This is a genomic window from Amycolatopsis sp. NPDC054798 (assembly GCF_053611505.1).
Window position 1 is genome coordinate 1 of record NZ_JBSHAM010000113.1, and the last position, 23,509, is coordinate 23,509.

Below are 23,509 nucleotides of genomic sequence, written 5' to 3' on the forward strand. Positions count from 1 at the left end.
TCCCTGAGGGAATCTGATTCCCTCAGGGAGGCCCTCACGGACCGCAAACCCGACCCCGGCAGCGGCCCACAGCGAGTAATTCAGTTGCCCCTTCCCGTTCGGGCAGCCGAGTATTCCGGCCATGACCATCGAACCCGCCCGTCGCTGTCCGTCCCGCTGTCTCGCCGTGCCCGGCAAGCAGCAGACGGCGCAGGAAGGAGCTAGCCGGGCAGCGCGATGAGCGCCGCGCTGGTCGCGGGGCTCATCGCCGGGTACGGGATCGCCATGCCGGTCGGTGCGATCGGCGTCTACCTGGTGGAACTCACCGCTCGCACGTCGTGGCGGGTCGGGGCGGCCGCGGCGCTGGGCGTGGCCACCGCGGACGGCGTCTACGCCGTTCTCGCCACCGCAGGCGGTGCCGCGCTGGCCCCGCTGCTCGCTCCGATCACCACTCCCCTGCGCCTGACCTCCGCCGCCGCGCTGTTCGTCCTCGCCGTCTGGACGGCGGTCCGGGCGATCCGGCGCTACCGATCCGCCGAAACCCTTTTGCCGGCAACGGAACCACATCCGCTGCGGGCGTACGCGACCCTGCTCGGCCTGACCTTGCTCAACCCGTCCACCGTCATCTACTTCACCGCGCTCGTCCTCGGCGACCGGCCAGCCAACGGCACCGTGTTCGCCGCTGCTGCGTTCGCTGCTTCGGCCAGTTGGCAACTGCTGCTGGCGATCGGCGGAGCGTTGCTCGGACGCGGCCTCACCGGTCCGCGCGGACGGCTCGGCACCGCTTTGCTGTCCAGCGCGGTGATTCTCGTGCTGGCGGTGCGGCTGCTCTGAACGGAAATCACGCAGGCGGCTGCCATGAGCGCAACGGCCGGAGCAGAGCCGTTTTCTTGTAGTGGTGACCGGCCATCCGCCGGAGAATGTCGTCAAGGGTGACCACGGCTTCGACGATGTGCGGTCCCTTGTTGAGCATCACGCATTCGGCGCGGACACCCATCGCGGCGTCGGTGATCTCGGCACGGGAAGGGCGGCCGGTGCGGGCCAGCTGGTCGAGTACCTGGGTGGCCCAGATGACCGGCAGGTGCGCGGCCTCGCACAGCCAGAGGATTTCTTCCTGCAGTTCGGCGAGCCGTTCGTAGCCGCATTCGACCGCGAGGTCGCCGCGGGCGATCATCACGCCTGCCCTCGGGCGGCGCATCGCGACGAGCAGCAGCTCGGGCAGGTTCTCGAAGGCCTGCCTGGTCTCGATCTTGAGGATCACGCCCGGGTCGTCCCGCCCGCCGAGCTCGGCGAGCAGATCCTCGACGTCGGCGGCGGTACGGACGAAGGACAGCTGCACCAGGTCGGCATGGGCTCGCACGAACGGCAGGCAGGCTCGGTCGGCCTCGGTCAGCGCGGGCACGGGCAGCTCGGTCTCCGGCAGGTTGACACCTTTGCCCGCTCGCAACCGGGAACCGCCGTCGCGGGCGCTGGTGATCCGGACGGTGAGGGTGTCTTCACCGGTACCGACGACAATGCCGCCGATCTTGCCGTCGTCGAACAGCACCGGGTCGCCCGGTCGCGCCGCGTCGAAGACGGCAGGCAGGGTGCAGCCGATCCGAGGCGGTCGCTGGACTGCCACCGGGGTGCAGTCGCGAGTCAGGGTGAGCAAGTCGCCTTCGTACAAGGTGAGGAACTGCTCGATCGGAGGCAGCACACCGACTTCCGTCTCGGTGCCGTCCTCAGCCCGCAATACGGTTCCGGTGGCGAGGTAGGCGGTATGGCGGGTGGAGGCCAGCACCCCGGCCGGGCTCGCGGACGCGACGACGAGGGCGCGCTGAGCGCCGCGGGCGTCTCGGAAGCGCAACCTCTGCCCAGGACGCACTGCGCCGAACCCGGTGGAGCGAACCGGAATCGACTTGGCGTCTGGCCGCGGAGGCGCGGTCCCGGCGGTGGTAAGCCAGCACCAGGCCCGCGCGGTCGGACGGCCCAGGTCGTCGCGACGCGGCCGGAGCTTGACGACGCGCGGACCGTCGGCCAGCGGGCCGGTGCGCAGTTTCGGTCCGGCGAGATCCATCGCGATCAGGCACGGCCGTCCGGCGGCGCTGGCGGCGGCGCGGACGTGACCGGCCATCGCCTCCCATTCCGCGGGTCCGTCGTGGGCGCAGTTGATCCGGGCGAGGTCCATGCCCGCGCGGACGAGTGCGCGCGCCAGCGTCGGGTCGTGTGCGGCTTCGGTGGGCAGGGTGACCATGACGCGAGTGCGTCGCTGCGCGGGTTCGGGACCGAGCAAGGCCGTGCAGTTGCTGTTGAGGCTGCGCGGACCGCTGGTGAAATCGTTGCGGGATGGGCGTTCCTGGGGATCTCCGGCCAACGCGGCCGCGGCCGACGAGATGGCCTCCAGGCTGGCGCGTACGTGCGGTTCGCTCCGCCCCAGGGACGACAGACCGTGCTCGGCCAACCGCGTTTGGAGATCTCTCAGGTCCAACTGGCGCACCGCCCAGTAATGCGCGAGGTTGCGCGCGCCGGCGGCGTGGACAGGGGCGACTTCGCTGATTCGTGCCGACCAGTAGGACTCGGCGTCGGCGAGCACCGCGAACAAGTGCTGGATTTCTTCGGCGACCAGGGAGGATTCGTGGGCGAATGGTGCCTTCGTCACGCACCGAGCGTCCCTCGTCCGTCCGGGCCGGGCCAGGGCACCAGAGAGCTGATCGAAAAGCCTTTCGGCACTGGCGGAAGACGACGAAAGTCTCTGCCGCCAGGACCGAAGTCCGCATACCCCGCAGGTAGACGGTGTCTACTATCGAGGTGAGGCCAAGACCCTCGCCGAAGGAGTACGGATCATGCTCGCCCGTCGTTCTCCCCGTGAACGCCTCGAAATCCGGTTGGTCGTCCAGCGGCTGACCGCGAAGTTCTCCGCCGTCTACCCCACGGACTACATCGCGAACGTGGTCGACGACAGCTACCACGCCTTCGACAGCGCGCGCATCCGCGACTTCATCCCGCTGCTCACCGAACGGCGGGCCTGTCGCGAACTCGCGGAAGCGCAGCGGTTGGCAAGCTAAGAACCGACCGTGCTTTCCCTTATCTCCAGGGAAAACGGCGGCTGCACCAAACGCGGCTCAGCACTCTCGGTGCCGGCGAGGCGGCTGTGGATCAGGTCGATCGCGGCCTCGGCGATAGCCGCCTTGTCCGGCGAGATCGTGGTGAGCGCGGGCAGGCTGAACGCGCTCTCCTCGGTGTTGTCGAACCCGACGATCGCGATGTCGCCGGGCACCCGGAGCCCGTGCTCAGCCGCCGACCGCAACGCGCCGACGGCGAGCAGGTCGTTGAAGCAGAACACCGCGTCCGGCGGTTCTTCCTGTGCCAGCAAGCGTTTCATCGCCGCCGCGCCCTCGGCACGGTGGTACTTCGCCACCGGTTCCACCAGCGAATCCGCCGACGGCAAACCAGCGTCGGCCAGCGCGGCGAGATAACCGGCGAGCCGCAGCGACGACGTTCCGCGCCTGGGGTTCGCGCCGATCGCGGCGATCCGGCGACGGCCGAGCGAAACCAGATGCGACACCGCGGCGTGCGCGGCCCGCACGTTGTCGATCGCCACCCGGTCCAGCGCGACGTCCACCGCGTGCTCGCCGAGCAGCACCAGCGGGATTTTCCCTTCCGCGTCCGGGAAATCTCCCGCTTCGAGCGCTTCGGGATGCACCAGCGCGCCGTCGACCAGATGCGGGCCCAGCGAGTCCACAGTGGCCCGTTCCCGGTCGCGAGTCCCTTGCGTCTGCTCGATCAGCACGCTCCACCCGCGGCGCTGCGCGGCGGTGATCACCAGCCCGGCCATCTCGCCGAAGTACGGAATGCTCAGCTCCGGCACCATCAGCGCCAGGAACCCGGTCCGCCCCCGGCGCAGGTTGCGCGCGCCGACGTTCGGCCGGTACCCGGTCGCGGCCAGCGCCTCTTCGACGCGCCGCCGGTTCTCGGGCTTCACGAACGCGTAGCCGTTCACCACGTTCGACACGGTTTTCACCGAAACGCCCGCCAGCGTCGCGACGTCCTTCAGGGTCACGGCCACGCTGACTCCTCATCTTCTCTGCCCCAGAGCCCATCACGAGCCCGCGAAGCTCTCGGCACCAGCCCCGACGACCACGTAGTGTAGCGACGTTTTGCCTGTTTACAACGTTGTTCCAACGATGTAAAAATAGCCGGAGCTCGGCGGAGTGACGGTCGTCACGCCGCCCGAGCGGGTTGCCCCAGTCATCGGCTGCGAGGAGTCCGCCGTGTCCCCGTCCGTCCCCGCCCGCGTCGCTCTCATCGCCGGCACCGCCACCGCGCTCGTGCTCGCCGGGTGCACCAGCCGGGAGGAAACCCCGGCCGCGCAAAGCAACGGCTCCGGTCCGGCCGCCTCGGCCGCGTCCTCCGCGCCGGCCGCCGACGGCTGCACGATCGACAAGACCGGATATCCGAAGCTCGACCCGAAGACCGCGATCGTCGGCTTCTCCCAGTCGGAGAAGGAGGCGAACCCGTTCCGGATCGCCGAGACCCAGTCCATCCGCGCCGAGGCGGGCAAACTCGGCATCCCGGCCGGCCACCTGCTCACCACGAACGCGCAGAGTGATCTCAACAAGCAGATCTCGGATATCAAATCGCTGCTCGACCGGGGCGCGCAGCTGCTCATCGTGGCCCCGCTGAACTCCGACGGCCTGCAGCCCGCGCTCGACGCGGCGAAGGCGAAGAAGGTCCCGGTGGTCACCATCGACCGGCAGGTGACGTCGAAGCCGTGCACCGACTACCTCACCTTCATCGGGTCCAACTTCATCGAACAGGGCCACCGAGCAGCCGCCGCGCTCGCGAAATCCACCGGCGGCAACGGCAAGGTCGCGATCCTGCTCGGGTCCTCGGGCAACAATGTGACCACCGACCGCACCAAGGGGTTCAAGGACGAACTCGCCAAGTCTCCGGGGCTCACCGTGGTCGCCGAGCAGACCGGCGAATTCGACCGGTCCAAGGGCCAGTCGGTGATGGAACAGCTGATCCAGAGCCATCCGGACCTCACCGCGGTGTACGCGGAGAACGACGAGATGGGCATCGGCGCGGTCAACGCGCTCAAGACCGCGGGCAAGAACCCCGGCAAGGACGTCAAGGTCGTGTCCGTCGACGGCACCCGCAACGCGGTGCAGCTGATCGTGGACGGCAGCTACAACGCGGTGATCGAATCGAACCCGCGGTTCGGGCAGCTGGCGTTCCAGACGCTGCAGCAGTTCGAGGACGGCAAGCCCATCCCGCCGAGCATCGTCATCACCGACGACTCCTACGACGAATCGAACGCGGCCCAGAAGGTCGGGAACGCGTACTGATGGCGAGCACGGCCGACACCCAGGTGGCGACCATGACCGCACCGGTGCTCGAGGTGACCGGGGTGACCAAACGGTTCCCCGGCACCGTGGCCCTCGACGACGTCTCCTTCGCTCTGCGCCGCGGCGAGGTCCACGCGCTGGTCGGGGAAAACGGCGCGGGCAAGTCCACTTTGATCAAGGTCCTCACCGGCGTGTACCGGCCGGACGAGGGCCAGGTGCGCCATCTCGGCGAACCGGTCGAGTTCCGCAGGCCGATCGACGCGCAGCGCGCCGGGATCTCCACCATCTACCAGGAGGTCAACCTCGTCCCGCTGATGAGCGTGGCGAGCAACGTCTTCCTCGGCCGGGAACCGCGCACCCGCACCGGTTTGGTGGACTGGTCGGCGATGAACGAGCAGGCACGCGAACTGCTCAGCGGGTACGGGATCGACACCGACGTGCGGCGTCCGCTGCACACGCTCGCGGTCGGCGCGCAGCAGATGGTCGCATTGGCTCGTGCGGTGTCCACAAAGGCCGGTGTGGTCGTGATGGACGAGCCGACCTCTTCTCTTGAGCCACGCGAAGTGGACACGCTGTTCGAGGTGCTGGCCCGGCTGCACGCTGAGGACATCTCGGTGCTCTACGTGAGTCACCGGATGGACGAGCTTTACCGGGTGTGCGACAGCGTGACTGTGCTGCGCGACGGTCGAGTAGTCCACAGTGGACCGTTGAAGCCGTTGCCGCGAATCGAACTGGTGTCGATGATGCTCGGCCGGGAGATCCGGCAGATCCGCACTGAGGGCGTCACCGCGTTCGGCGAGGAGCATCACGCGGAGAAGGAACCGTTGCTGGAGGCCTCGAACTTGTCCGGCGGGAACAAGCTGCACGACGTTTCGGTGAGCGTGCGGCCGGGCGAGGTCGTCGGGCTGGCCGGACTGCTCGGGTCCGGCCGGAGCGAAACCGCTCGGGCGGTGGTCGGGGCTTTCCCGCTCGACGGCGGCACCGTACTGGTGGCCGGGAAACCGTTGAAACGCGGGAAGATCTCCGCCGCGATGCGGGCCGGGATCGCGCTGCTGGCCGAGGACCGCAAGGCGGACGGGATCATTCCGAACCTGTCCGTGCGCGAGAACATCGTGCTCGCCGCGCTGCCCCGGCTGTCCACTTTCGGCTTCGTCAGCCGGTCAAAACAGGACCGGGTGGTGAAGACGTTCATGGAACGGTTGCGGATCAAGGCGTCTAGCCCGGAGCAGAAGGTGTCCGAGCTGTCCGGCGGCAACCAGCAGAAGGTGCTGCTGGCGCGCTGGCTCGCCACCGGACCGAAAGTGCTGCTGCTGGACGAGCCGACCCGCGGCATCGACGTCGGGGCCAAGGCCGAGGTGCAGGCGCTCATCGACGAACTGGCCCAGGACGGGCTCGGCGTACTGCTGATTTCGTCCGAACTGGAAGAAATCCTCGACGGCGCGGACCGGGTGGTCGTCCTGCGCGACGGAAGCGTCGCCACCGAACTGGCCGGCGACGCGGTCACCGAGGACAACGTACTGGCGGCGATCGCTGCAGGGGGTGACAACGATGTCGACCGCGACACTGACGAGACCTGACCGAGCTCGCGTCACGAGCTGGCTGCAGAACTACGGCGTGTACCTGGCCGTGGTCGTACTGCTGCTGTTCAACATCGCGTTCACGCAGAACTTCCTGTCGGCGGCCAACTTCCGCACGCAACTCGTGCAGGCCGCGCCGGTGTGCATCGTCGCGCTCGGCATGGCGCTGGTGATCGGCACCGAGGGCATCGACCTGTCGGTGGGCTCGGTGATGTCGGTCGCCGCGGCGCTCGTCCCGCTGTACCTGGGGGCCGGGCCGCTGATGGTGATCGTGGTCGCGCTGATCGCCGGGGTCGTTTCCGGGCTGTTCAGCGGTTTTCTGGTGGCACAGCTCGGCATTCAGCCGATCATCGCGACACTGGCGTTACTCGTCGGCGGTCGCGGGCTAGCGCTCGTGATCGCGCACGGACAACTGGTGCAGCTGCACAACCCGGACTTCCTCGCCCTCGGCACCGGCGATGTGCTCGGAGTGCCGATCATGGTTCTGGTGGCTGCTGTTCTCTCGGTGCTGGCCGGTTTGCTGGTGCGGCGCACCACTTTCGGCCGTCACCTGGTCGCAGTCGGCGGAAACCGTCCTGCTGCGACACTCGCCGGGCTGCCGGTGAAACGCGTTCTGATCGGCGTGTACGCCATTTCCGGCGGGCTCGCAGCCATCGCCGGCGTGCTGTCCACCGCACGACTCGCCGCGAGCGACCCCAACGATCTCGGCATGCTGATGGAACTTTCCGCGATCACCGCGGTGGTGGTCGGCGGCACTCCGCTCACCGGCGGCCGGGTACGGGTGCTCGGCACGGTGTTCGGCGCGCTGCTCATGCAATTGGTGCACGCCACGCTGATCAAGCACAACCTGCCCGATTCCGCCGCGCAAATGGTGCAGGCCGCCATCATCGTCGCCGCGGTGTACGTCGCACGGGAACGGAGCACGCGATGATCGCGACCACCGCCGCCCCGCCGTCAGAACGCGGCGCGGCGTTCGCCGCGGTCCTGCAACGCCAAGGCGCGGCCGTGGTGCTCGTGCTCGGCGTTGCCGCCGCGTGGTTTGCCTTCCCGCGCTTCGGCTCCGCGGACAACCTGCGCGACCTCGCGTTGCAAAGCTCGTTCTTGGCCGTGATAGCGCTGGGCATGACGTTCGTGATCATTTCCGGCGGGATCGATTTGTCGGTCGGCTCGGTGTACGCGCTCGGCGGCGTGCTGGCCGCGTACGGTTCCCGCTACGGCCTGGTCGTCGCGATCCTGCTGCCCTTGGTCGTTTGTGGACTGATCGGCCTGATCAACGGTCTTCTCATCGCGCGCACGAAGATGGCACCGTTCATCGTCACGCTCGCCTCGCTGTTGTTCGCTCGCGGCCTCTTGCTGGCGTTGACCAACGAGGGCGCGACAACGTACAAAGTGGAGCCAGGTTCGGCGTTGCTTTGGCTGGGGCAAGGCAAGATCTTCGGCATCGGCGTACCGGTGTACCTCTCTTTGGTCCTTTTCGGACTCGGCGGGCTGCTGCTGCGCCGCACCCGGTTCGGCCAGTCGATCTTCGCGCTCGGCGGCTCGGAACAGTCCGCGTTGCTGATGGGCCTTCCGGTGGCCCGCACCAAAATCACCCTCTACACGCTCAGCGGCACGCTCGCCGGGTTCGCCGGCGTGCTCACCGCGGCGTACCTGCAATCGGGCGTCACCGTGCTCGGCGTCGGCACGGAACTCGACGCGATTTCCGTGGTGGTGATCGGCGGAACGCTGCTCACCGGCGGCGCGGGAACTGTGATCGGCACACTCGTCGGCGTGCTGCTGAAGACGCTGATCCAGAACGTCATCAACCAGGCAGGCACTCTCGATTCCAACTACCAGACGGTGGTCAGCGGCGCGTTCCTGCTGGTCGTCGTCGTGATCCAGCGGCTGCTGGCCCGTTCCCGCAGAGCCTGACCCGCGCAGTTCCATCAGTACTGATCCACCTGTAACGAGGAGGTTCGACGATGGTCCGTCCTGCCCGCAGACCCGGCCGCCTGGCCACGGTGGCCGCCGCGCTCGCCGTGGCCGTGTCCGGGTTGTCGAGTGTGCCCGCCGCCGCGGCCGATCCGCCGGCGTGGCACCGCCTCACCCCGCCCCTGACGACCCCGTGGACCGGCCAGGTTTCCCCCAGCAACGCACTTCCCGAATACCCGCGGCCGCAACTGACGCGCGACAACTGGCAAAACCTCAACGGCGTCTGGGAATTCTCCGCCGCCAAACCGGGCGACGCCCCGCCGATCAAACGCAGTCTCGGCGAACGGATCCTCGTCCCGTATCCGGTCGAATCGGCGCTGTCGGGAATCATGCGGCACGAAACGTCGATGTGGTACCGGCGGACGTTCCAGGTGCCGAAGAACTGGCACGTCGGCGGCCGGGACCAGCGGCTGATCCTGCATTTCCAGGCGGTCGACTACGACACCACGGTGTGGGTCAACGGCCACCAGGTAGCCCGGCACACCGGCGGTTACGACGCTTTCTCCGCGGACGTCACCAACGCGTTGACCACCGGGAAAGATCAGGAAATCGTCGTCGGCGTCACGGATCCCAACGACGCGGGCGGGCAACCGCTCGGCAAACAGCGCAAACCCGGGGACGGAATCTTCTACACCCCGTCGTCCGGAATCTGGCAGACCGTCTGGATGGAACCGGTGACCCCGGCCTACATCTCCCGGGTGGACACCACGCCGGACGTCGCCACCGGCTCGGTCACCGTCAACGCCGTCGTGGGCGGCCCGGTGAAACAACGCGTGCAAGCCGTCGCCTACGACCACGGCCGCGTCGTCGGCTACGCGTCCGGACCGGCGAACACTCCGTTGAAGCTCAAGGTGAACCGGCCGCATCTGTGGACCCCGGACGATCCGTTCCTGTACGACCTGCGCGTCTCACTGTCCTCTGGGGACAGTGTCAGCTCGTACTTCGGACTGCGGTCGGTTTCGATCGGAAAGGCCGCCGACGGCAAGCAGCGGATGATGCTCAACGGCAAGTTCGTGATGCAGCTGGGCCCGCTGGATCAGGGTTTCTGGCCGGACGGCATCTACACCGCGCCGACCGACGCGGCGTTGAAGTTCGACCTGGAGCAGGAAAAGGCGCTCGGGTTCAACATGGTGCGCAAGCACATCAAGGTCGAACCGGACCGCTGGTACTACTACGCGGACAAACTCGGGCTGCTGGTGTGGCAGGACATGCCCGCGATGAAGGACGACATCGACGCGACCCCCGCGGCGCAAGCGAACTTCGAATCCGAACTGCACCGGATGATCGACCAGCACCGCAGTTTCCCGTCGATCGTCACCTGGGTTCCGTTCAACGAGGGCTGGGGCGACTACGCCGTCGGCCGGATCGCCGACCAGGTCAAGGCCTGGGACCCGACCCGGCTGGTGAACGCGGAGTCCGGCGTGAACTGCTGCCGGTCCGAACCGGACAGCGGCCGCGGCGACCTCTACGACGACCACACCTACACCGGCCCCGGAACCCCCGTGCCCGACGCGAAACGCGCCGCGGTCGACGGCGAATACGGCGGCCTTGGCCTGAAGGTCGACGGACACCAATTCGACCCGGCGGGCAGTTTCGCCTACGAGATGGAACCGGACAGCGCCACGCTCACCCGCCGCTACGCCGAACTCCAGCAACGGCTGCTGCTCGCCGGACGGCAATGCGGGGTCTCGGCAGGCGTGTACACGCAGACCACCGACGTGGAAAAGGAGGTCAACGGCTTCTTCACCTACGACCGTCAGGTGAAGAAGATGGACTTCGCCGCCGTCCGGGCCGCGAACCTGTCGGTGATCAAGGGCGTTGACGGTTCTCCGCAACAAGGCCCGGTGATCCCGCCAGGCACGCCCGGCATCGACGGAATCGCCGCCTACCCGTTCGACGAGAACAGCGGCACCACCGCGGCAGACACCGTGGGCCACCACAACGCGACGCTCGTCGGCGGCGCTTCCTGGACAGCCGGGCACAGCGGTTCCGCCCTCGCCGTGAACGGCTCCGGCCAGTACGCCGACACCGGTGCCGCGCTGGCGAAGACCGACCTGAGCTACAGCGTCGCGGCATGGGTGAAGTTCAACGCGGTCGGCGACGGTTTCCAGACCGTCGTGAGCCAGGACGGCAACGACCACAGCGCATTCTTCCTGCAGTACTCCGGGGCGGACCACAAGCTGGCGTTCAGCTTCGTCGGTACGCGGGCTCTCGCCCCGATGACTCCGGAAGCCGGGCGCTGGTACCACCTGGTCGGTGTCCGCGATGCCGCTACCGGGCAGCTCGCGCTGTACGTGGACGGTCAGCTGGCCGCGTCACGCAGCGTTTGCTTGGGCGAGGCGTCGACCGGGCACACCGTGATCGGCCGAGGCAAGTACGGCGGAAACCCGGTGGACTTCCTCAACGGGGCGGTTGACCAGGCGCGGCTGTACGACCGGGCATTGTCGGCGGCGGAGGTGGCGAAGCTCTACGCCTCTTGATTGCTGAGAAGAAGCGCCTGGGCCTGCAGGTTTGCCGGTCCAGGCGCTTCTGTTTCGCGAGTTGTGATCTCGTCCGGTCCGGCGTCGGCACTATCTCCCGCACCGAGACACCCGATTGCCGGAAGGCACCCGGGCAGCCCAGCCGAACCGCGTCGAGCGCCGACAAGTGCCGTGCGTGAATCGGCTCCGATCGCTCGAATTCGTGGTGCTGCTCACCGGTAGTTGCGCCCCACGAGACGATTGTCCGGCTGCGGCTGACTGGCCTCCTGAGTCGAAACTGAAAGACCACACGATCGCGCAAGTCACCGTCGGCGCAGTGTCCGGCGTCGTGATCGGCGGAGGCGGGTACCTAAGCCTTGCCGCCGTGCTCTCCTGAGGCTTCCCGCTTCGCCCGCACCCGCCGGTAGCTCCAGATCAGCAACGCGAACAGGATCAGGCTGGACAGGATCAGGCTGGTCCCGGTGCTCCACCCGCTCAGCGGAAGCGACCGCACCGTCCCCCACACGATGCCCGCGGCCAGCAGCGCGAGCCCGGCCAGCACCGAACCGGCGATCCGCCACGGCGACGACACGCTCTCCTCGGCGGCCTGCATCGCCCGCGTCCGCACCGGGTCGACAAATCGCTGCAGCGCCGGGAACTCCGAGGCCAGCACCAGCAGCCCGGCGAGCACCAGCAGCAGTCCCGGCCCGGGCAGCACGAGCAGCACCACTCCGACGATCACCAGCGCCCCGCCGACGACCGAGAGGAGCACCCGTCGCACCGGCTTGCCCAATCCCATCGGGTCAGTGTGCCGCCCGGCTCGCGGTACTGCCAGCCGGACTGTCCATACTGGACCGCCGCGGCGGAGCGAGCGGTTTTTGTCGGTGCCGGGTGCTTAGCTGCTCAGCGTGGTCGAAGCACTGTCTGACCTCATCCGCCGATGGCAGGCGGGATGGGGCATTTCCCGAGGATTCCGTCCCGCCGAGCAAGCCCGCGGCGGGCTGCACGTCCTGCTCGGACAACCGGATCGGCATCGCGAGGTCGTCGCGTTGTCCGCCGAGCCGGACGACCTGCGCGGCCTGGCTGCCGAGGTGGCCGCGGCGTCGCGCCCGACGTGGCTGACCGTGCCGACGAACCGGCCTGAGTCAGTCGAGACGATCGTGCGCGAGGCCGGGCTGAAGCTGCGGGACGAACGCGAAGCGCTCATGACCATTCCCCTGCAGCGACATCCACCGCGCCAGACTCCAGCGCCTTACCAATGCACGACCGCCACGAGCGGGACGGTGCTCGAAACCGTGCTGCGGCATCCCGATTCGGGCGTCGCGGCGCGAGGAACCATGGCAGTGGTCGGCACCGACGCGATCGCGGACCGGATCGAAACCGTCCCCGAGCATCGCCGCCGCGGTCTCGGCAGCGTAGTGATGAGTTCTCTCGCGGAAAACGCCGTGGCGCACGGCGCGACCACCGGGATTCTCGTCGCCACCCCGGACGGGCAACAGCTGTATTCGGCGCTGGGCTGGACCACGCGCGCCACCGTCCTCATCGCCCAGAACCCGGCAGGCTGACATGGAATGGCTCACCGACACCCGGACGTCTTACGACACCGTCGCGGAGGATTACGCCACCTTCGTTCGCGATGCGCTCGGCAAGCAGCCGTATCTGCTTGCCGCACTAGGGCTCTTCGCCGAACAAGTCGGCGACGGCCCGGTAGCCGACCTCGGTTGCGGCCCCGGCCACGTGACCGCCCACCTCGCCAGCCTCGGCGTAGCCGCGTACGGCGTCGATCTGTCCCCCGGCATGATCGAAGTCGCCCGGCGCGACCATCCCGAGGTGCGGTTCGAGGTCGGCTCGCTGACCGACCCCCTGCCCGCCGCTTCGCTCGCCGGGATCGTGGCGTGGCAGTCGGTCATCCACCTGCCCGACGACCTGATCCCGGCCGTTTTCGCGAACTTCCGCCAAGCGCTTTTCCCGGACGGATTGCTCCAGCTGCTCTTCCACGTCGGCGACGAAATCCGGCTCAAAACCGAGGGCTACGGCGGCCACGCGATGAAGGTCCAGGTGCACCGCCGCCCACGGGAACGCATGACGGGCTGGTTGCGCGACGCCGGGTTCACCGTCGAGTCCGAACTGCTCCTCGGCCCGGAGACCTCGGCGCCGCAAGCGATGGTGACCGCCGTTCGAAAAGGATGAGCGGGACCGCCACGGCCGCGAGACCGGCCCCGATCAGGCATACCCAAGTGAGCGCGGCGTTCCGGGTCAAGGCGACCGCCGCGAGGAGCGGAGTGCAGCTGATACCGAGCTGAAACGCCGACACGGTCACGGCACCGGCGAGGGTCGGGGCGTCGCCCGCGACAGCGAACACGCGTCCATAGATCGCTGGATTCAGGCCGAAAGCCGCGATCCCGAGCAGGAACACCAGCGGGATCACCGCCAGAGCGGCTTGCATCGCGACGGCCAGGGCGAGGGAGAGGACCACGATGGCGATAGCTCCGGCGAGCAACGCGGCGTGCGGCCGCCGATCGGAGACGCGTCCGCCGATGGAAAGGCCGAGGAACGCCCCGACCCCGAACAACGCGAGAATCGCCGGGATCCAGACCGCGGGGACAGCCGTCACCTCCGTCAGCATCGCCGCGAGGTAGTTGAACGTGATCATGTACGCGGCGGTGGTCAGGATCGTGATCGCGTAGAGCACCCAAAGCCTCGGCCTGCGCATGGTGGCCAGCTCACCCGCCACACTCGGCCGCGCGGCCGACGCGCTGCCCGCGGGAATGCCGACGGAACATCCGACGATGCCGGCCACGGTCAGGACTGCCACGGCCCAAAACCCGCCCCGCCACTGCGTGAAGTGGCTCAAGAGAGTGCCCGCGGGCCCGCCGGCGACCATGGCGACGCTCAACCCGCTCACCACGACTCCCGACGCACGGGCGTTGCGGTCCGGGGTGACCATGCTGATCGCGGTCACCGACGCGACGGCGAAGAAGCCCGCGTAAGCGACCCCGGAGATCGCCCTGCTCACCAGCAGAATTTCGTAGTTGCCCAGCAGCCCGGCGACCAGACTCGCGACGAAGACCCCTTGGGTCGCCATCAGCGCGGTGCGCCGGGGCCAGCGCAGGCTGAGCACCGCGAACGGCGGCCCGCCGATCACCACCCCCAGCGCGAACGCGGTGATGAGATACCCGGCAGAGGAAAGCGAAACCCCGAGATCGGCAGCCGCCTCCGGCAGCACGCCCGCGAGCAGGAATTCCGCGCTCCCCATCGCGAACAAGCTGAACGCGAGCAAGTACACCCCGGTCGGCAGCCTCCTGGCTGTCGTGTCCATGCGGATCACCTCCGCCGACAGCATCCGGAGATCCGCCCGAGATCGACAACAGATGTTGCTGTTTCCGGGACACATCGGTTGACTGCGGTCATGGAGACCCAGCCCAGCGTCGACGGCGTCATCGAGCAGATCGCGCCCCGGCTGCGGCGCGCCCGGGACCGCAAGGGCGTCAGCCTGGCCGATCTCGCGCGCGCCACCGGAATCTCGACCAGCACGCTGTCCCGGCTCGAATCAGGTCAGCGCAAACCGAGCCTCGAACTGCTCCTGCCGATCACCGCGGCACTGGGCGTCCCGCTGGACGAAATCGTCGCCGCGCCGCGGATCGTCGACCCGCGGATTCCCCAGCAACCAACCGAGAAGGGCGGACGGGTACTCGTCCCGCTGTCGCGGCACCAGGGCGAGCCACGCGCCTACAAGCTGATCATCCCGGCCCACGACGAGGAACCCCACCTGCGCACCCACGACGGGCACGAGTGGCTCTACGTGCTCCGCGGCCGCCTGCGCATCCAGCTGGGAGAGCACGATTTCGCGATGGGCCCTGGCGAGGCGGCCGAGTTCGACTGCCAGATTCCGCATTGGTTCGGCGCCGCCGGCCGCGGCAGCGTCGAAGTGCTCAGCCTGTTCGGCAAGTCAGGCGAACGCATCCACCTGCGCACCGGTCGCCGTTAGGACCGGGCAACCGGTTCTAACGGCGAAATCTGGCAACCTCAGTTCCCAGCCAGCAACTGCTCGAACGACACCGACGCGTACTCGTCGTCCGGCTTCGCCTCAGGCGCCGCCGCGACCAGCTGAGCCAGCTCGCGACCAGCCCGTTCCACGCGCTGCTGCAACGCACCCGTCGCCTCGACGCTGCCCCAGTCCGACGAAGCCGCGTACACCCCCGTCGCAACCACCGTCGCTCGAAGGTAGGCGAAGAGCGGCCGCAGCGCGAAGTCGAGCGCGAGCGAATGCCGTTCCGTACCGCCCGTCGCAGCGAGCAGTACCGGCTTGCCGTCGAGCGCTTCCTTGTCCAGTACGTCGAAGAACGACTTGAATAGTCCACTGTAGGAAGCGGTGAACACCGGCGTCACGGCGATCAGCCCGTCCGCGCGCGTCACGGTGTCGATCACCTCCCGCAGTTGCGGGCTGGGGAACCCGGTGAGCATGTTGTTGGTGACGTCCACCGCGATGTCGCGGAGTTCGAACACCTTCACCGTCACGTCGTCGTCGGCCAGCGCGGCGCGGGTGGCCTCGGCCAGCCGGTCGGCCAGCAGCCGCGTCGACGACGGCTGGCTCAGCCCGGCGGTGACCACGGCGATAGTGCGTGCAGTCATGACCTTCTCCACTAAGTCCCGGGGTCAGGCGTTGACGGCCTGGGCCGCCTTGAGCGATTCGTGCGTGGGCGCGTCCGGCACGTGCGCCGGCCGCTTCGCGTCCAGTTCCTTGCGCAGCACCGGAACGACCTCTTCGCCGAGCAGGTCGAGCTGCTCCAGCACGGTCTTCAGCGGCAGGCCGGCGTGGTCCATCAGGAACAGCTGGCGCTGGTAGTCGCCGAAGTGCTCGCGGAAGGTCAGCGTCTTGTCGATGACCTCCTGCGGGCTGCCGACGGTCAGCGGCGTCTGCTCGGTGAAGTCCTCCAGCGACGGGCCGTGCCCGTACACCGGCGCGTTGTCGAAGTACGGCCGGAACTCGTTCCACGCGTCCTGCGACTTCGGCCGGATGAACGCCTGCCCGCCGAGTCCGACGATGGCCTGGTCGGCCTTTCCGTGCCCGTAGTGCTCGTAGCGCTGCCGGTAGAACGCGATCAGCTGCTGGAAGTGCGAGGTCGGCCAGAAGATGTGGTTGGCGAAGAACCCGTCGCCGTAGTAGGCGGCCTGTTCGGCGATCTCCGGGCTGCGGATCGAACCGTGCCAGACGAACGGCGGCACGCCGTCGAGCGGACGCGGCGTCGAGGTGAAGCCCTGCAGCGGGGTGCGGAACTTGCCCTGCCAGTCGACGACCTCCTCGCGCCAGAGCTGGTGCAGCAGCGCGTAGTTCTCGATGGCCAGCGGGATGCCCTGGCGGATGTCCTGGCCGAACCACGGGTAGACCGGGCCGGTGTTGCCGCGGCCCATCATCAGGTCGAGCCGCCCGTCGGACAGGTGCTGCAGCATGGCGTAGTCCTCGGCCAGCCGCACCGGGTCGTTGGTGGTGATGAGCGTGGTCGACGTCGAGAGGACGATCTTCTCCGTCTGTGCCGCGATGTTCGACAGCAGCACCGTCGGGTTCGCCGGCGCGGCGAACGGCGGGTTGTGGTGCTCGCCGACGGCGAAGACGTCGAGGCCGACCTCCTCGGCCTTGAGCGCGATCTTGACCATCGCCTTGATGCGCTCGTGCTCCGTGGGCGTGACGCCCGTGGTGGGGTCGGTCGTGACGTCGCCCACCGAGAAGATTCCGAACTGCATGACCGCTCCCTAGCCGGTTGCTTCTTACCTTGCTTGTCGGCACAACTACTCGCGTGGAAGATGTATTCCTACGGGACTATACCGGTGACCTGGGACACCCGTCCGGGACGCGTCGGGGACGCGTGCACCCAGAACCTGTCGGGGGGTGCGGATATCCTGCAGTACGGTGACGGCCCGGGGCCCCTGCTCCGGCCGCCTGTTTGCCCACCGAACAGCTCGCCTCGATCCGGGAGAACGACCTCGTGACTGCTGAGACTCTGTACGGGGCCGACGACCTGACCCACCTCGAAGGACTCGAGGCGGTCCGCAAGCGCCCCGGGATGTACATCGGCTCCACCGACAGCCGAGGCATCAACCACCTCTTCTCCGAGGTCGTCGACAACTCCACCGACGAGGGCGTGGCAGGTCACGCCTCGCGCATCGTCGTCACGCTGCACGCCGACGGCAGCGTCCAGGTGGACGACGACGGCCGCGGCATCCCCACCGGCGTCCACGCCAAATCCGGCCTTTCCGGCGTCGAGCTGGTGCTGACCCGGCTGCACGCCGGCGGCAAGTTCGGCGGCTCCGGGTACAAGACGTCCGGCGGCCTGCACGGTGTCGGCGCCTCGGCGGTGAACGCGCTGTCGCACCGCTTCGACGTCACGGTGAAGCAGGACGGCAAGGTGCACCAGATGTCGTTCGCGCACGGCGTGCCCGGCGTGTTCGACGGCCCCGGCCCGAAGGCGAAGTTCACCCGCCGCTCCGGGCTCAATCTCGTCGGCAAGATGAAGCGCGGCGAACGCAGCGGCACGTCCATCCGCTACTGGTACGACGCGCGGTACTTCGAAACCGGCGCGGAGCTCGACGTCGAAGGCGTGCGTTCGAAGCTGCGCAACACCGCGTTCCTCGTGCCAGGCGTCACGTACGTGCTGCGCACCACGTTCGAGGACACCATCAACGAGGAGACCTTCCACTTCCCGAACGGGCTCGTGGACATGGTCGACTTCCTCGCGCCGGACAGCGAAAAACCCGTCTGCGGCACGCTGATGATCACCGGCACGGGCACGTACAAGGAGAACGCGGCGGACGCCAACGGCGTCATGCAGTCCAATGTGGAGCGACACGCCGAGGTCGAGGTCGCGCTGCGCTGGGGCACCGGCTACGAGCGCACCGTGGAATGCTTCACCAACACCATCCGCAACGTGCACGGCGGCACGCACCGGCGCGGTTTCGACCGCGCGGTCACCCGCGCACTGCAGGACGTGATCGGCAAAACGCGCGGGCTGCTCAAGGCGAAGGAGGACCCGCCGACCACCGAGGACGTGCTGGAAGGCATGACCGCGGTGATCCACGTCCGGTTGCCGGAGCCGCAGTTCACCTCGCAGACCAAGGACGAACTGTCCACCGCGGGCATCACGCGGGTGCTCCAGGGCATCGTCGACAAGCAGGTGCGGGCCTGGACCGAGGACCGGAAAACCAAGTCCGAGGCCAAGATCGTGCTGCAGAAGGTGGTCGACGCGGCCCGCGTGCGGCTCACCCAGAAACAGCAGAAGGACGCCGCCCGGCGCAAGACCGCGCTCGAAGGCGCGGCGATGCCGCCGAAGCTGGTCGACTGCCGCACCACCGGCGTCTCGCGCAGCGAACTGTTCCTGGTCGAGGGCGACAGCGCGCTCGGCTCGGCGCGGATGGCGCGGGTGTCGGAGTACCAGGCGCTGCTGCCGTTGCGCGGCAAGATCCTCAACGTGCAGAAGGCGTCGCTCGGCGACACGCTGAAGAACGCCGAGATCGCGTCGATCGTGCAGGTGCTCGGCGCGGGCACCGGGCGCACGTTCGACCTGTCGACGATGCGCTACGGCCGGGTGATCCTGATGGCCGACGCGGATGTCGACGGTTCGCACATCCGCACGCTGCTGATCACGCTGTTCGCGAAGTACATGCGCCCGGTGATCGAGGACGGCAGGCTGTACGCGGCCATGCCGCCGCTGCACAAGATCACCACGAAGGGCCGCGGCTCGGAGACCGTCTTCACCTTCACCCAGCGCGAGATGGAACAGAAGGTCGCCGAACTCGAAGCGGCGGGCAAGCAGATCGTCACGCCGGTGCCGCGGTTCAAGGGGCTCGGCGAGATGGATGCCGACGAACTGTGGGAAACCACGATGAACCCGGCGACGCGCTCGGTCCGGCGGATCACGCTGGAGGACGTCGAGGCCGCGGAGCTGGCGCTGGAACTGCTGATGGGCGAAAAGGTCGAGCCGCGGCGCAACTGGCTGGTCGAATCGTCCGACCGCGTCGACCGCGACGCCATCGACGTCTGAGTTTTCCGTTCGTTCCCAAGGAGTTGTGAGCCATGGCTCGCCGTAGCAAGACCCCGGTGACCCGGGTCGACCCGAGCGCGTTCGACTCGCCGGGCGCACAGGTCTTCGACAACCCGCTGAAGACGGAGATCGAAGACTCGTACCTGGAATACGCGTACTCGGTGATCCACTCGCGCGCCCTCCCGGACGCGCGCGACGGCCTGAAGCCGGTGCACCGCCGAATCCTGTTCTCGATGAACGAGAACGGCTACCGCCCGACGCACGCGTACGTGAAGTCGTCGCGCGTGGTCGGCGACGTGATGGGCAAGTACCACCCGCACGGCGACGTGGCGATTTACGACGCGATGGTCCGGCTGGCGCAGGACTTCTCGATGAACGCGCCGCTGATCGACGGGCACGGAAACTTCGGTTCCCCGGACGACGGGCCGGCCGCGAGCCGGTACTGCCTGACGGGCGATACCCGGATCCGTCTCGCCGACGGGTCCAGCCCGCGCATCGCCGACGTGGTGAACCTTCCCGCCGATTCCGAGGCCGACGCCGACTTCGAGGTGCTCGACAAGGACGGCAAGGCTGTCCAGGTCGACAAGGTCTTCAACTCCGGCGTGCACCCGACCGTCCAGATCACGACCAAGTCCGGTTTTTCGCTGCGCGGCAGCGAAAACCACCCGGTGCTGTGCCTCGAAGCGCCGATGGGCGTGCCGATGTTCCAGTGGCGGCAGCTCGACGAGGTCAAGCCGGGAACCGTCGTCTGCCTCGCCCGCAACGCGTGGACGCAGATCGTCCCGACCGCCCGGGAATACAACCTCGGCGTCTTGGCCGGAGCCTGGGTCTCCGAGGGCTTCGCCAGCGAGAACCGAGCCGGCTTCAACAACACCGACGAGCACTTCTTCGGCGAGGTCCTGCACGCTTACGACCAAGTGGTCGGAGGCCACCGCTACGTCTCGGAACGCACAACGCGCCGAGACCGCAAGCGGATCCAGGAAATCGACATCCAGGACTTCGCCGGGGCGATGGACGCCTTCCGGGCCAGCCCGCTGGCCGAGTTCATCGGCTGCCAGGCCCGGGACAAGGTTGTCCCCGAGTTCGTCTGGAACGCTGGTCCCGGCGTGAAACGCGCGTTCCTGATGGCCGCTTTCGAGGGGGACGGAGGTTGCCGGGTCGCCCACGACGGCTTCACTGTCCAATACTCGAGCTATAGCGAGCAGCTTGCTGCCCAGCTGCAAGAAATGCTTGCCGAGTTCGGTGTGATCGCCACGCACCGGCACTACACCCGGCCCAACGGTTCGATCGAGCACCGGCTCGTGGTGTCCGGCCTGCGCAACGTCCGCGCGTTCGCCGAACGTGTCGGCTTCCTGAAGTCGAAGCAGGCGAAGCTGCAGCGGCTGTTGCAGAGGTCTGTCCTGCGCTCGCACCGGCTCAGCTCGGACAAGGTGCCGTTCGTAGCCGATTACGTGCGCGGCGCGCTCGACTTCGACCGTCGCGGCAGCGGCCGGAAATGGCTCACCCAGCACAACTTCGACCGGATCGAACGGTGGGAGACCGAGCGGCTCCGGATCATCGACCGGATCAAGGACACCGAGATCCTCGCGACGATCCTGCCGATCATGGATTCCGGCTACCGGTTCGAAGAGGTCGTCGACGCGACCGCCGCCGAACCCGCTGAGGTCTACTCGGTGCGGGTGACCACCGAGGACCACTCGTTCCTGGCCGGCGGTTTCGTCAACCACAACACCGAAGCCCGGATGTCGAACGAAGCGATGCTGCTCGTCGGCGAACTCGGCGAGGACACCGTCGACTTCCGGCCGAACTACGACGGTTCGCTCGAGGAGCCGTCGGTGCTCCCCGCCGCCTATCCGAACCTGCTGGTCAACGGCACGTCCGGGATCGCGGTCGGCATGGCGACCAACATGATCCCGCACAACCTCGGCGAGGTGATCGGCGCCGCGCGGTGGCTGATCAACCATCCGAACGCCACGCTCGACAAGCTGATGGAGTACGTCCCCGGCCCCGACCTGCCCACCGGCGGCAGCCTGCTGGGCCTGGACGAGGTCCGCAAGGCCTACGAAACCGGCCGCGGCGTGGTGCGGATGCGCGCGAACGTCGAGACCGGCCCGCTGGAGGGCAGCCGCGGACGTCAGGCCATCACGGTGACCGAGCTGCCCTACGGCGTCGGCCCGGAGAAGGTGATCGAGAAGATCACCGACGAGGTCAACAAGTCCAAGCGGCTCACCGGAATCGCGGACGTCAAGGACCTCACCGACCGCGAGAACGGCACCCGGCTCGTCATCGAGTGCAAGGTGGGCGTCAACCCGCAGGCCCTGCTGGCCGACCTGTACCGGCTGACGCCGCTGGAGCAGTCGTTCGGCATCAACAACCTGGTGCTCGTCGACGGCCAGCCGCAGACGCTCGGCCTGAAGGCGCTGCTGGAAGTCTTCCTGCGGCACCGCTACGAGGTCGTCACGCGGCGCACGCGCTACCGCCGCCGCAAGCGCGAAGAGCGCCTGCACCTGGTCGACGGTCTGCTGGTCGCGCTGCTGAACATCGACAAGGTCATCCGGCTGATCCGCGAGAGCGAGAACGCGGCCGCCGCGAAGGACGGCCTGATGACGAAGTTCAAGCTGTCGGAGATCCAGGCGACTTACATCCTGGACACCCCGCTGCGCCGCCTCACGAAGTACGACCGGCTGGAACTGGAAAACGAACAGGACAAGCTGCGCGCGGAAATCGCGGAGCTGACCACGATCCTCGAGGACGATTCGGTCCTGAAGAAGCTCGTGTCGGCGGAGCTGGCGAAGATCGCCAAAGACTTCCCCACCGAACGCCGCACGCGCCTCATCGACGGCGACTTGAAGGAAGTCCTGGCCGCGTCGAAGCCGTCCGGCCCGCTGGAGGTCGCCGACGACCCGTGCCAGGTGATCCTCTCGGCCACCGGCCTGGTCGCCCGCACCGCGGCGGAATCCGAAGAGGCGTCGGAAGTACGCCGCCGCAACGGCCGGGTTAAACACGACGCCGTGTCAGCCGTCGTGCACACCACCGCCCGCGGCCAGGTCCTGCTGGTCACGAGCCGAGGCCGCGCGTTCAAGACGGACGTGCTGCCCCTGCCGGTGCTCCCGGAACAAGCAGGCACAGTCTCGCTGCGCGGCGGTATGGCAGCGAAAGAGCTGGTACCGCTGGAAAAGGGTGAGCGGGTCGTCGGCATCGCGCCGCTGGGCGAGCAGGCAGCCAACTCGCCAGGCCTGGCCATCGGCACGCGCGGCGGCGTAGTGAAGGTGTGCGCCCCGGACTGGCCAGTGCGCTCGGACGAATTCGAGGTCATCAGCCTCAAACCCGGCGACGAAGTCGTCGGCGCGACCTGGCTGACCGACGGAAACGAAACCCTGGCCTTCATCTCGTCCGACTCGTCGCTGCTGCGTTTCGCCGCCAGCCTGATCCGCCCGCAAGGCACCAAGAGCGGCGGCATGGCAGGCGTGAAACTGTCCGCGAACGCCACCGCGGTCTTCTTCGGCGCCATCCGCACCGACGACGAAGAACACGGCGAACCCATGGTCGTCACGGCGACGGGCCAAAGCGTAAAAGTCACGCCCTTCAGCGAATACCCAGCCAAGGGCCGAGCCACCGGCGGCGTGCGAACCCACCGCTTCCTCAAGGGAGAAACCGAAGTCCAGGTCGCCTGGGTAGGCCCCCGCCCCGCAGGCGCGAGCCGCACCGGCGACCCCGTAGAACTCCCCGAGGTAGACCTCCGCCGCGACGGCTCCGGTCACGCCCACCCCGGCCCAGAAGTAGTAGGCCACCTCATCGAACGCGGCTAACAACACCATGGTGGATGCACCCGCGCACGGTCGCACCCACCCCGTCGCCGTCCGTGAGGGGAACCCTGAGGGAATCTGATTCCGTCAGGGTTCCCCTCACGACCCCCACCCCGCCGCCCGCAGCGGCACACCCAAGACCGCACTGCGGCTTCCTCGGCAGCCTTCGCACGTAGTTCCGCAGCCCTCGCACGCGGAGCGTCGACCGAGCTGCGGCAGGTCGCGTGGCTGAGCAGTCCGTGAAGGGCCCCGTGTGGGGAAATGATTACCGAAAGGGGGCCGTGACGGACCGTCGCGTCATGGGCCCCCCGACACACCCCACACGCGAAAGGGAAAACCACATTGGGAATGGGT

Annotated in this window: 17 protein-coding genes and 3 pseudogenes; 14 read left to right on the forward strand and 6 right to left on the reverse strand. The window is 68.0% G+C overall.

The window, feature by feature from the left end:
• Positions 1-216 precede the first annotated feature (216 nt).
• Positions 217-813 carry a LysE family transporter gene (locus tag ACWGIC_RS39260; RefSeq protein WP_452081021.1) on the forward strand — a complete coding sequence of 199 codons (597 nt, stop codon included), beginning with the start codon at positions 217-219 and terminating at the stop codon, positions 811-813.
• Positions 814-820: 7 nt separating this feature from the next.
• On the opposite strand, the gene ACWGIC_RS39265 is transcribed toward ACWGIC_RS39260, so the two are convergent.
• Positions 821-2,617 carry a pyruvate kinase gene (locus ACWGIC_RS39265; protein WP_452081022.1) on the reverse strand — a complete coding sequence of 599 codons (1,797 nt, stop codon included), beginning with the start codon at positions 2,615-2,617 and terminating at the stop codon, positions 821-823.
• Positions 2,618-2,801: 184 nt separating this feature from the next.
• Between ACWGIC_RS39265 and ACWGIC_RS39270 the strand changes: the two genes are divergently transcribed.
• Positions 2,802-3,023 (forward strand): three-helix bundle dimerization domain-containing protein, encoded by a 222-nt coding sequence (locus tag ACWGIC_RS39270; protein ID WP_452081023.1) that lies wholly within the window; start codon positions 2,802-2,804, stop codon positions 3,021-3,023.
• Here ACWGIC_RS39270 and ACWGIC_RS39275 read toward each other — a convergent pair.
• Positions 3,020-4,024 carry a LacI family DNA-binding transcriptional regulator gene (locus ACWGIC_RS39275; RefSeq protein ID WP_452081024.1) on the reverse strand — a complete coding sequence of 335 codons (1,005 nt, stop codon included), beginning with the start codon at positions 4,022-4,024 and terminating at the stop codon, positions 3,020-3,022. The two genes, ACWGIC_RS39270 and ACWGIC_RS39275, sit on opposite strands and share 4 nt — an antisense overlap.
• Before the next feature lie 205 nt (positions 4,025-4,229).
• Here ACWGIC_RS39275 and ACWGIC_RS39280 point away from each other — a divergent pair, with 205 nt between their 5' ends.
• The 5 genes from ACWGIC_RS39280 to ACWGIC_RS39300 are packed head-to-tail and all read left to right on the forward strand — an operon-like array spanning position 4,230 to position 11,334.
• Complete coding sequence (locus ACWGIC_RS39280) at positions 4,230-5,306, forward strand: ABC transporter substrate-binding protein (protein WP_452081025.1); 1,077 nt, start codon at positions 4,230-4,232, stop codon at positions 5,304-5,306.
• Positions 5,306-6,883, forward strand: a complete 1,578-nt coding sequence (locus tag ACWGIC_RS39285; RefSeq protein ID WP_452081026.1) for a sugar ABC transporter ATP-binding protein — start codon at positions 5,306-5,308, stop codon at positions 6,881-6,883. The genes ACWGIC_RS39280 and ACWGIC_RS39285 overlap by 1 nt, the downstream gene beginning before the upstream one ends.
• Positions 6,855-7,814: an ABC transporter permease gene (locus ACWGIC_RS39290; RefSeq protein WP_452081027.1), complete on the forward strand. Its 960-nt coding sequence runs from the start codon at positions 6,855-6,857 to the stop codon at positions 7,812-7,814. Before ACWGIC_RS39285 ends, ACWGIC_RS39290 begins: the two co-directional genes overlap by 29 nt.
• Positions 7,811-8,794, forward strand: coding sequence for an ABC transporter permease (locus ACWGIC_RS39295; RefSeq protein ID WP_452081028.1), 984 nt, complete (start codon positions 7,811-7,813; stop codon positions 8,792-8,794). Before ACWGIC_RS39290 ends, ACWGIC_RS39295 begins: the two co-directional genes overlap by 4 nt.
• Before the next feature lie 50 nt (positions 8,795-8,844).
• Positions 8,845-11,334 carry a LamG-like jellyroll fold domain-containing protein gene (locus ACWGIC_RS39300; protein ID WP_452081029.1) on the forward strand — a complete coding sequence of 830 codons (2,490 nt, stop codon included), beginning with the start codon at positions 8,845-8,847 and terminating at the stop codon, positions 11,332-11,334.
• A 349-nt stretch (positions 11,335-11,683) separates the two neighbouring features.
• Here ACWGIC_RS39300 and ACWGIC_RS39305 read toward each other — a convergent pair whose 3' ends face one another.
• Complete coding sequence (locus tag ACWGIC_RS39305; protein WP_452081030.1) at positions 11,684-12,112, reverse strand: PGPGW domain-containing protein; 429 nt, start codon at positions 12,110-12,112, stop codon at positions 11,684-11,686.
• 109 nt (positions 12,113-12,221) lie between these two features.
• On the opposite strand from ACWGIC_RS39305, the gene ACWGIC_RS39310 reads away from it, so the two are divergent.
• Together ACWGIC_RS39310 and ACWGIC_RS39315 are read left to right on the forward strand one after the other, a co-directional pair.
• Entirely contained in the window at positions 12,222-12,878 is a 657-nt protein-coding gene (locus ACWGIC_RS39310) for a GNAT family N-acetyltransferase (protein WP_452081031.1), read from the forward strand.
• 1 nt (position 12,879) lies between these two features.
• Positions 12,880-13,503 (forward strand): class I SAM-dependent DNA methyltransferase, encoded by a 624-nt coding sequence (locus ACWGIC_RS39315; protein ID WP_452081032.1) that lies wholly within the window; start codon positions 12,880-12,882, stop codon positions 13,501-13,503.
• On the opposite strand, the gene ACWGIC_RS39320 is transcribed toward ACWGIC_RS39315, so the two are convergent.
• Complete coding sequence (locus tag ACWGIC_RS39320) at positions 13,424-14,632, reverse strand: MFS transporter (protein WP_452081033.1); 1,209 nt, start codon at positions 14,630-14,632, stop codon at positions 13,424-13,426. The genes ACWGIC_RS39315 and ACWGIC_RS39320 overlap by 80 nt on opposite strands.
• Before the next feature lie 90 nt (positions 14,633-14,722).
• On the opposite strand from ACWGIC_RS39320, the gene ACWGIC_RS39325 reads away from it, so the two are divergent.
• Positions 14,723-15,301, forward strand: a complete 579-nt coding sequence (locus ACWGIC_RS39325) for a helix-turn-helix domain-containing protein (RefSeq protein WP_452081034.1) — start codon at positions 14,723-14,725, stop codon at positions 15,299-15,301.
• A 38-nt stretch (positions 15,302-15,339) separates the two neighbouring features.
• Here ACWGIC_RS39325 and ACWGIC_RS39330 read toward each other — a convergent pair whose 3' ends face one another.
• Together ACWGIC_RS39330 and ACWGIC_RS39335 are read right to left on the reverse strand one after the other, a co-directional pair.
• Positions 15,340-15,945 (reverse strand): FMN reductase, encoded by a 606-nt coding sequence (locus tag ACWGIC_RS39330; RefSeq protein WP_452081035.1) that lies wholly within the window; start codon positions 15,943-15,945, stop codon positions 15,340-15,342.
• A 24-nt stretch (positions 15,946-15,969) separates the two neighbouring features.
• The gene (locus ACWGIC_RS39335; RefSeq protein ID WP_452081036.1) at positions 15,970-17,055 is read right to left on the reverse strand and encodes an LLM class flavin-dependent oxidoreductase; all 1,086 of its coding nucleotides are present in this window, start codon (positions 17,053-17,055) and stop codon (positions 15,970-15,972) included.
• A gap of 242 nt (positions 17,056-17,297) precedes the next feature.
• On the opposite strand from ACWGIC_RS39335, the gene ACWGIC_RS39340 reads away from it, so the two are divergent.
• From ACWGIC_RS39340 to ACWGIC_RS39355, 4 genes and pseudogenes are all read left to right on the forward strand, one after another.
• Positions 17,298-19,349, forward strand: coding sequence for a DNA gyrase/topoisomerase IV subunit B (locus ACWGIC_RS39340; RefSeq protein WP_452081037.1), 2,052 nt, complete (start codon positions 17,298-17,300; stop codon positions 19,347-19,349).
• A 32-nt stretch (positions 19,350-19,381) separates the two neighbouring features.
• A pseudogene (locus tag ACWGIC_RS39345) lies at positions 19,382-19,792 on the forward strand (DNA gyrase subunit A); the annotation flags it as partial.
• Between the two features lie 3 nt (positions 19,793-19,795).
• A pseudogene (locus ACWGIC_RS39350) lies at positions 19,796-20,686 on the forward strand (LAGLIDADG family homing endonuclease); the annotation flags it as partial.
• 390 nt (positions 20,687-21,076) lie between these two features.
• Positions 21,077-23,158, forward strand: a pseudogene (locus ACWGIC_RS39355) (DNA gyrase subunit A); the annotation flags it as partial.
• Positions 23,159-23,509 lie beyond the last annotated feature (351 nt).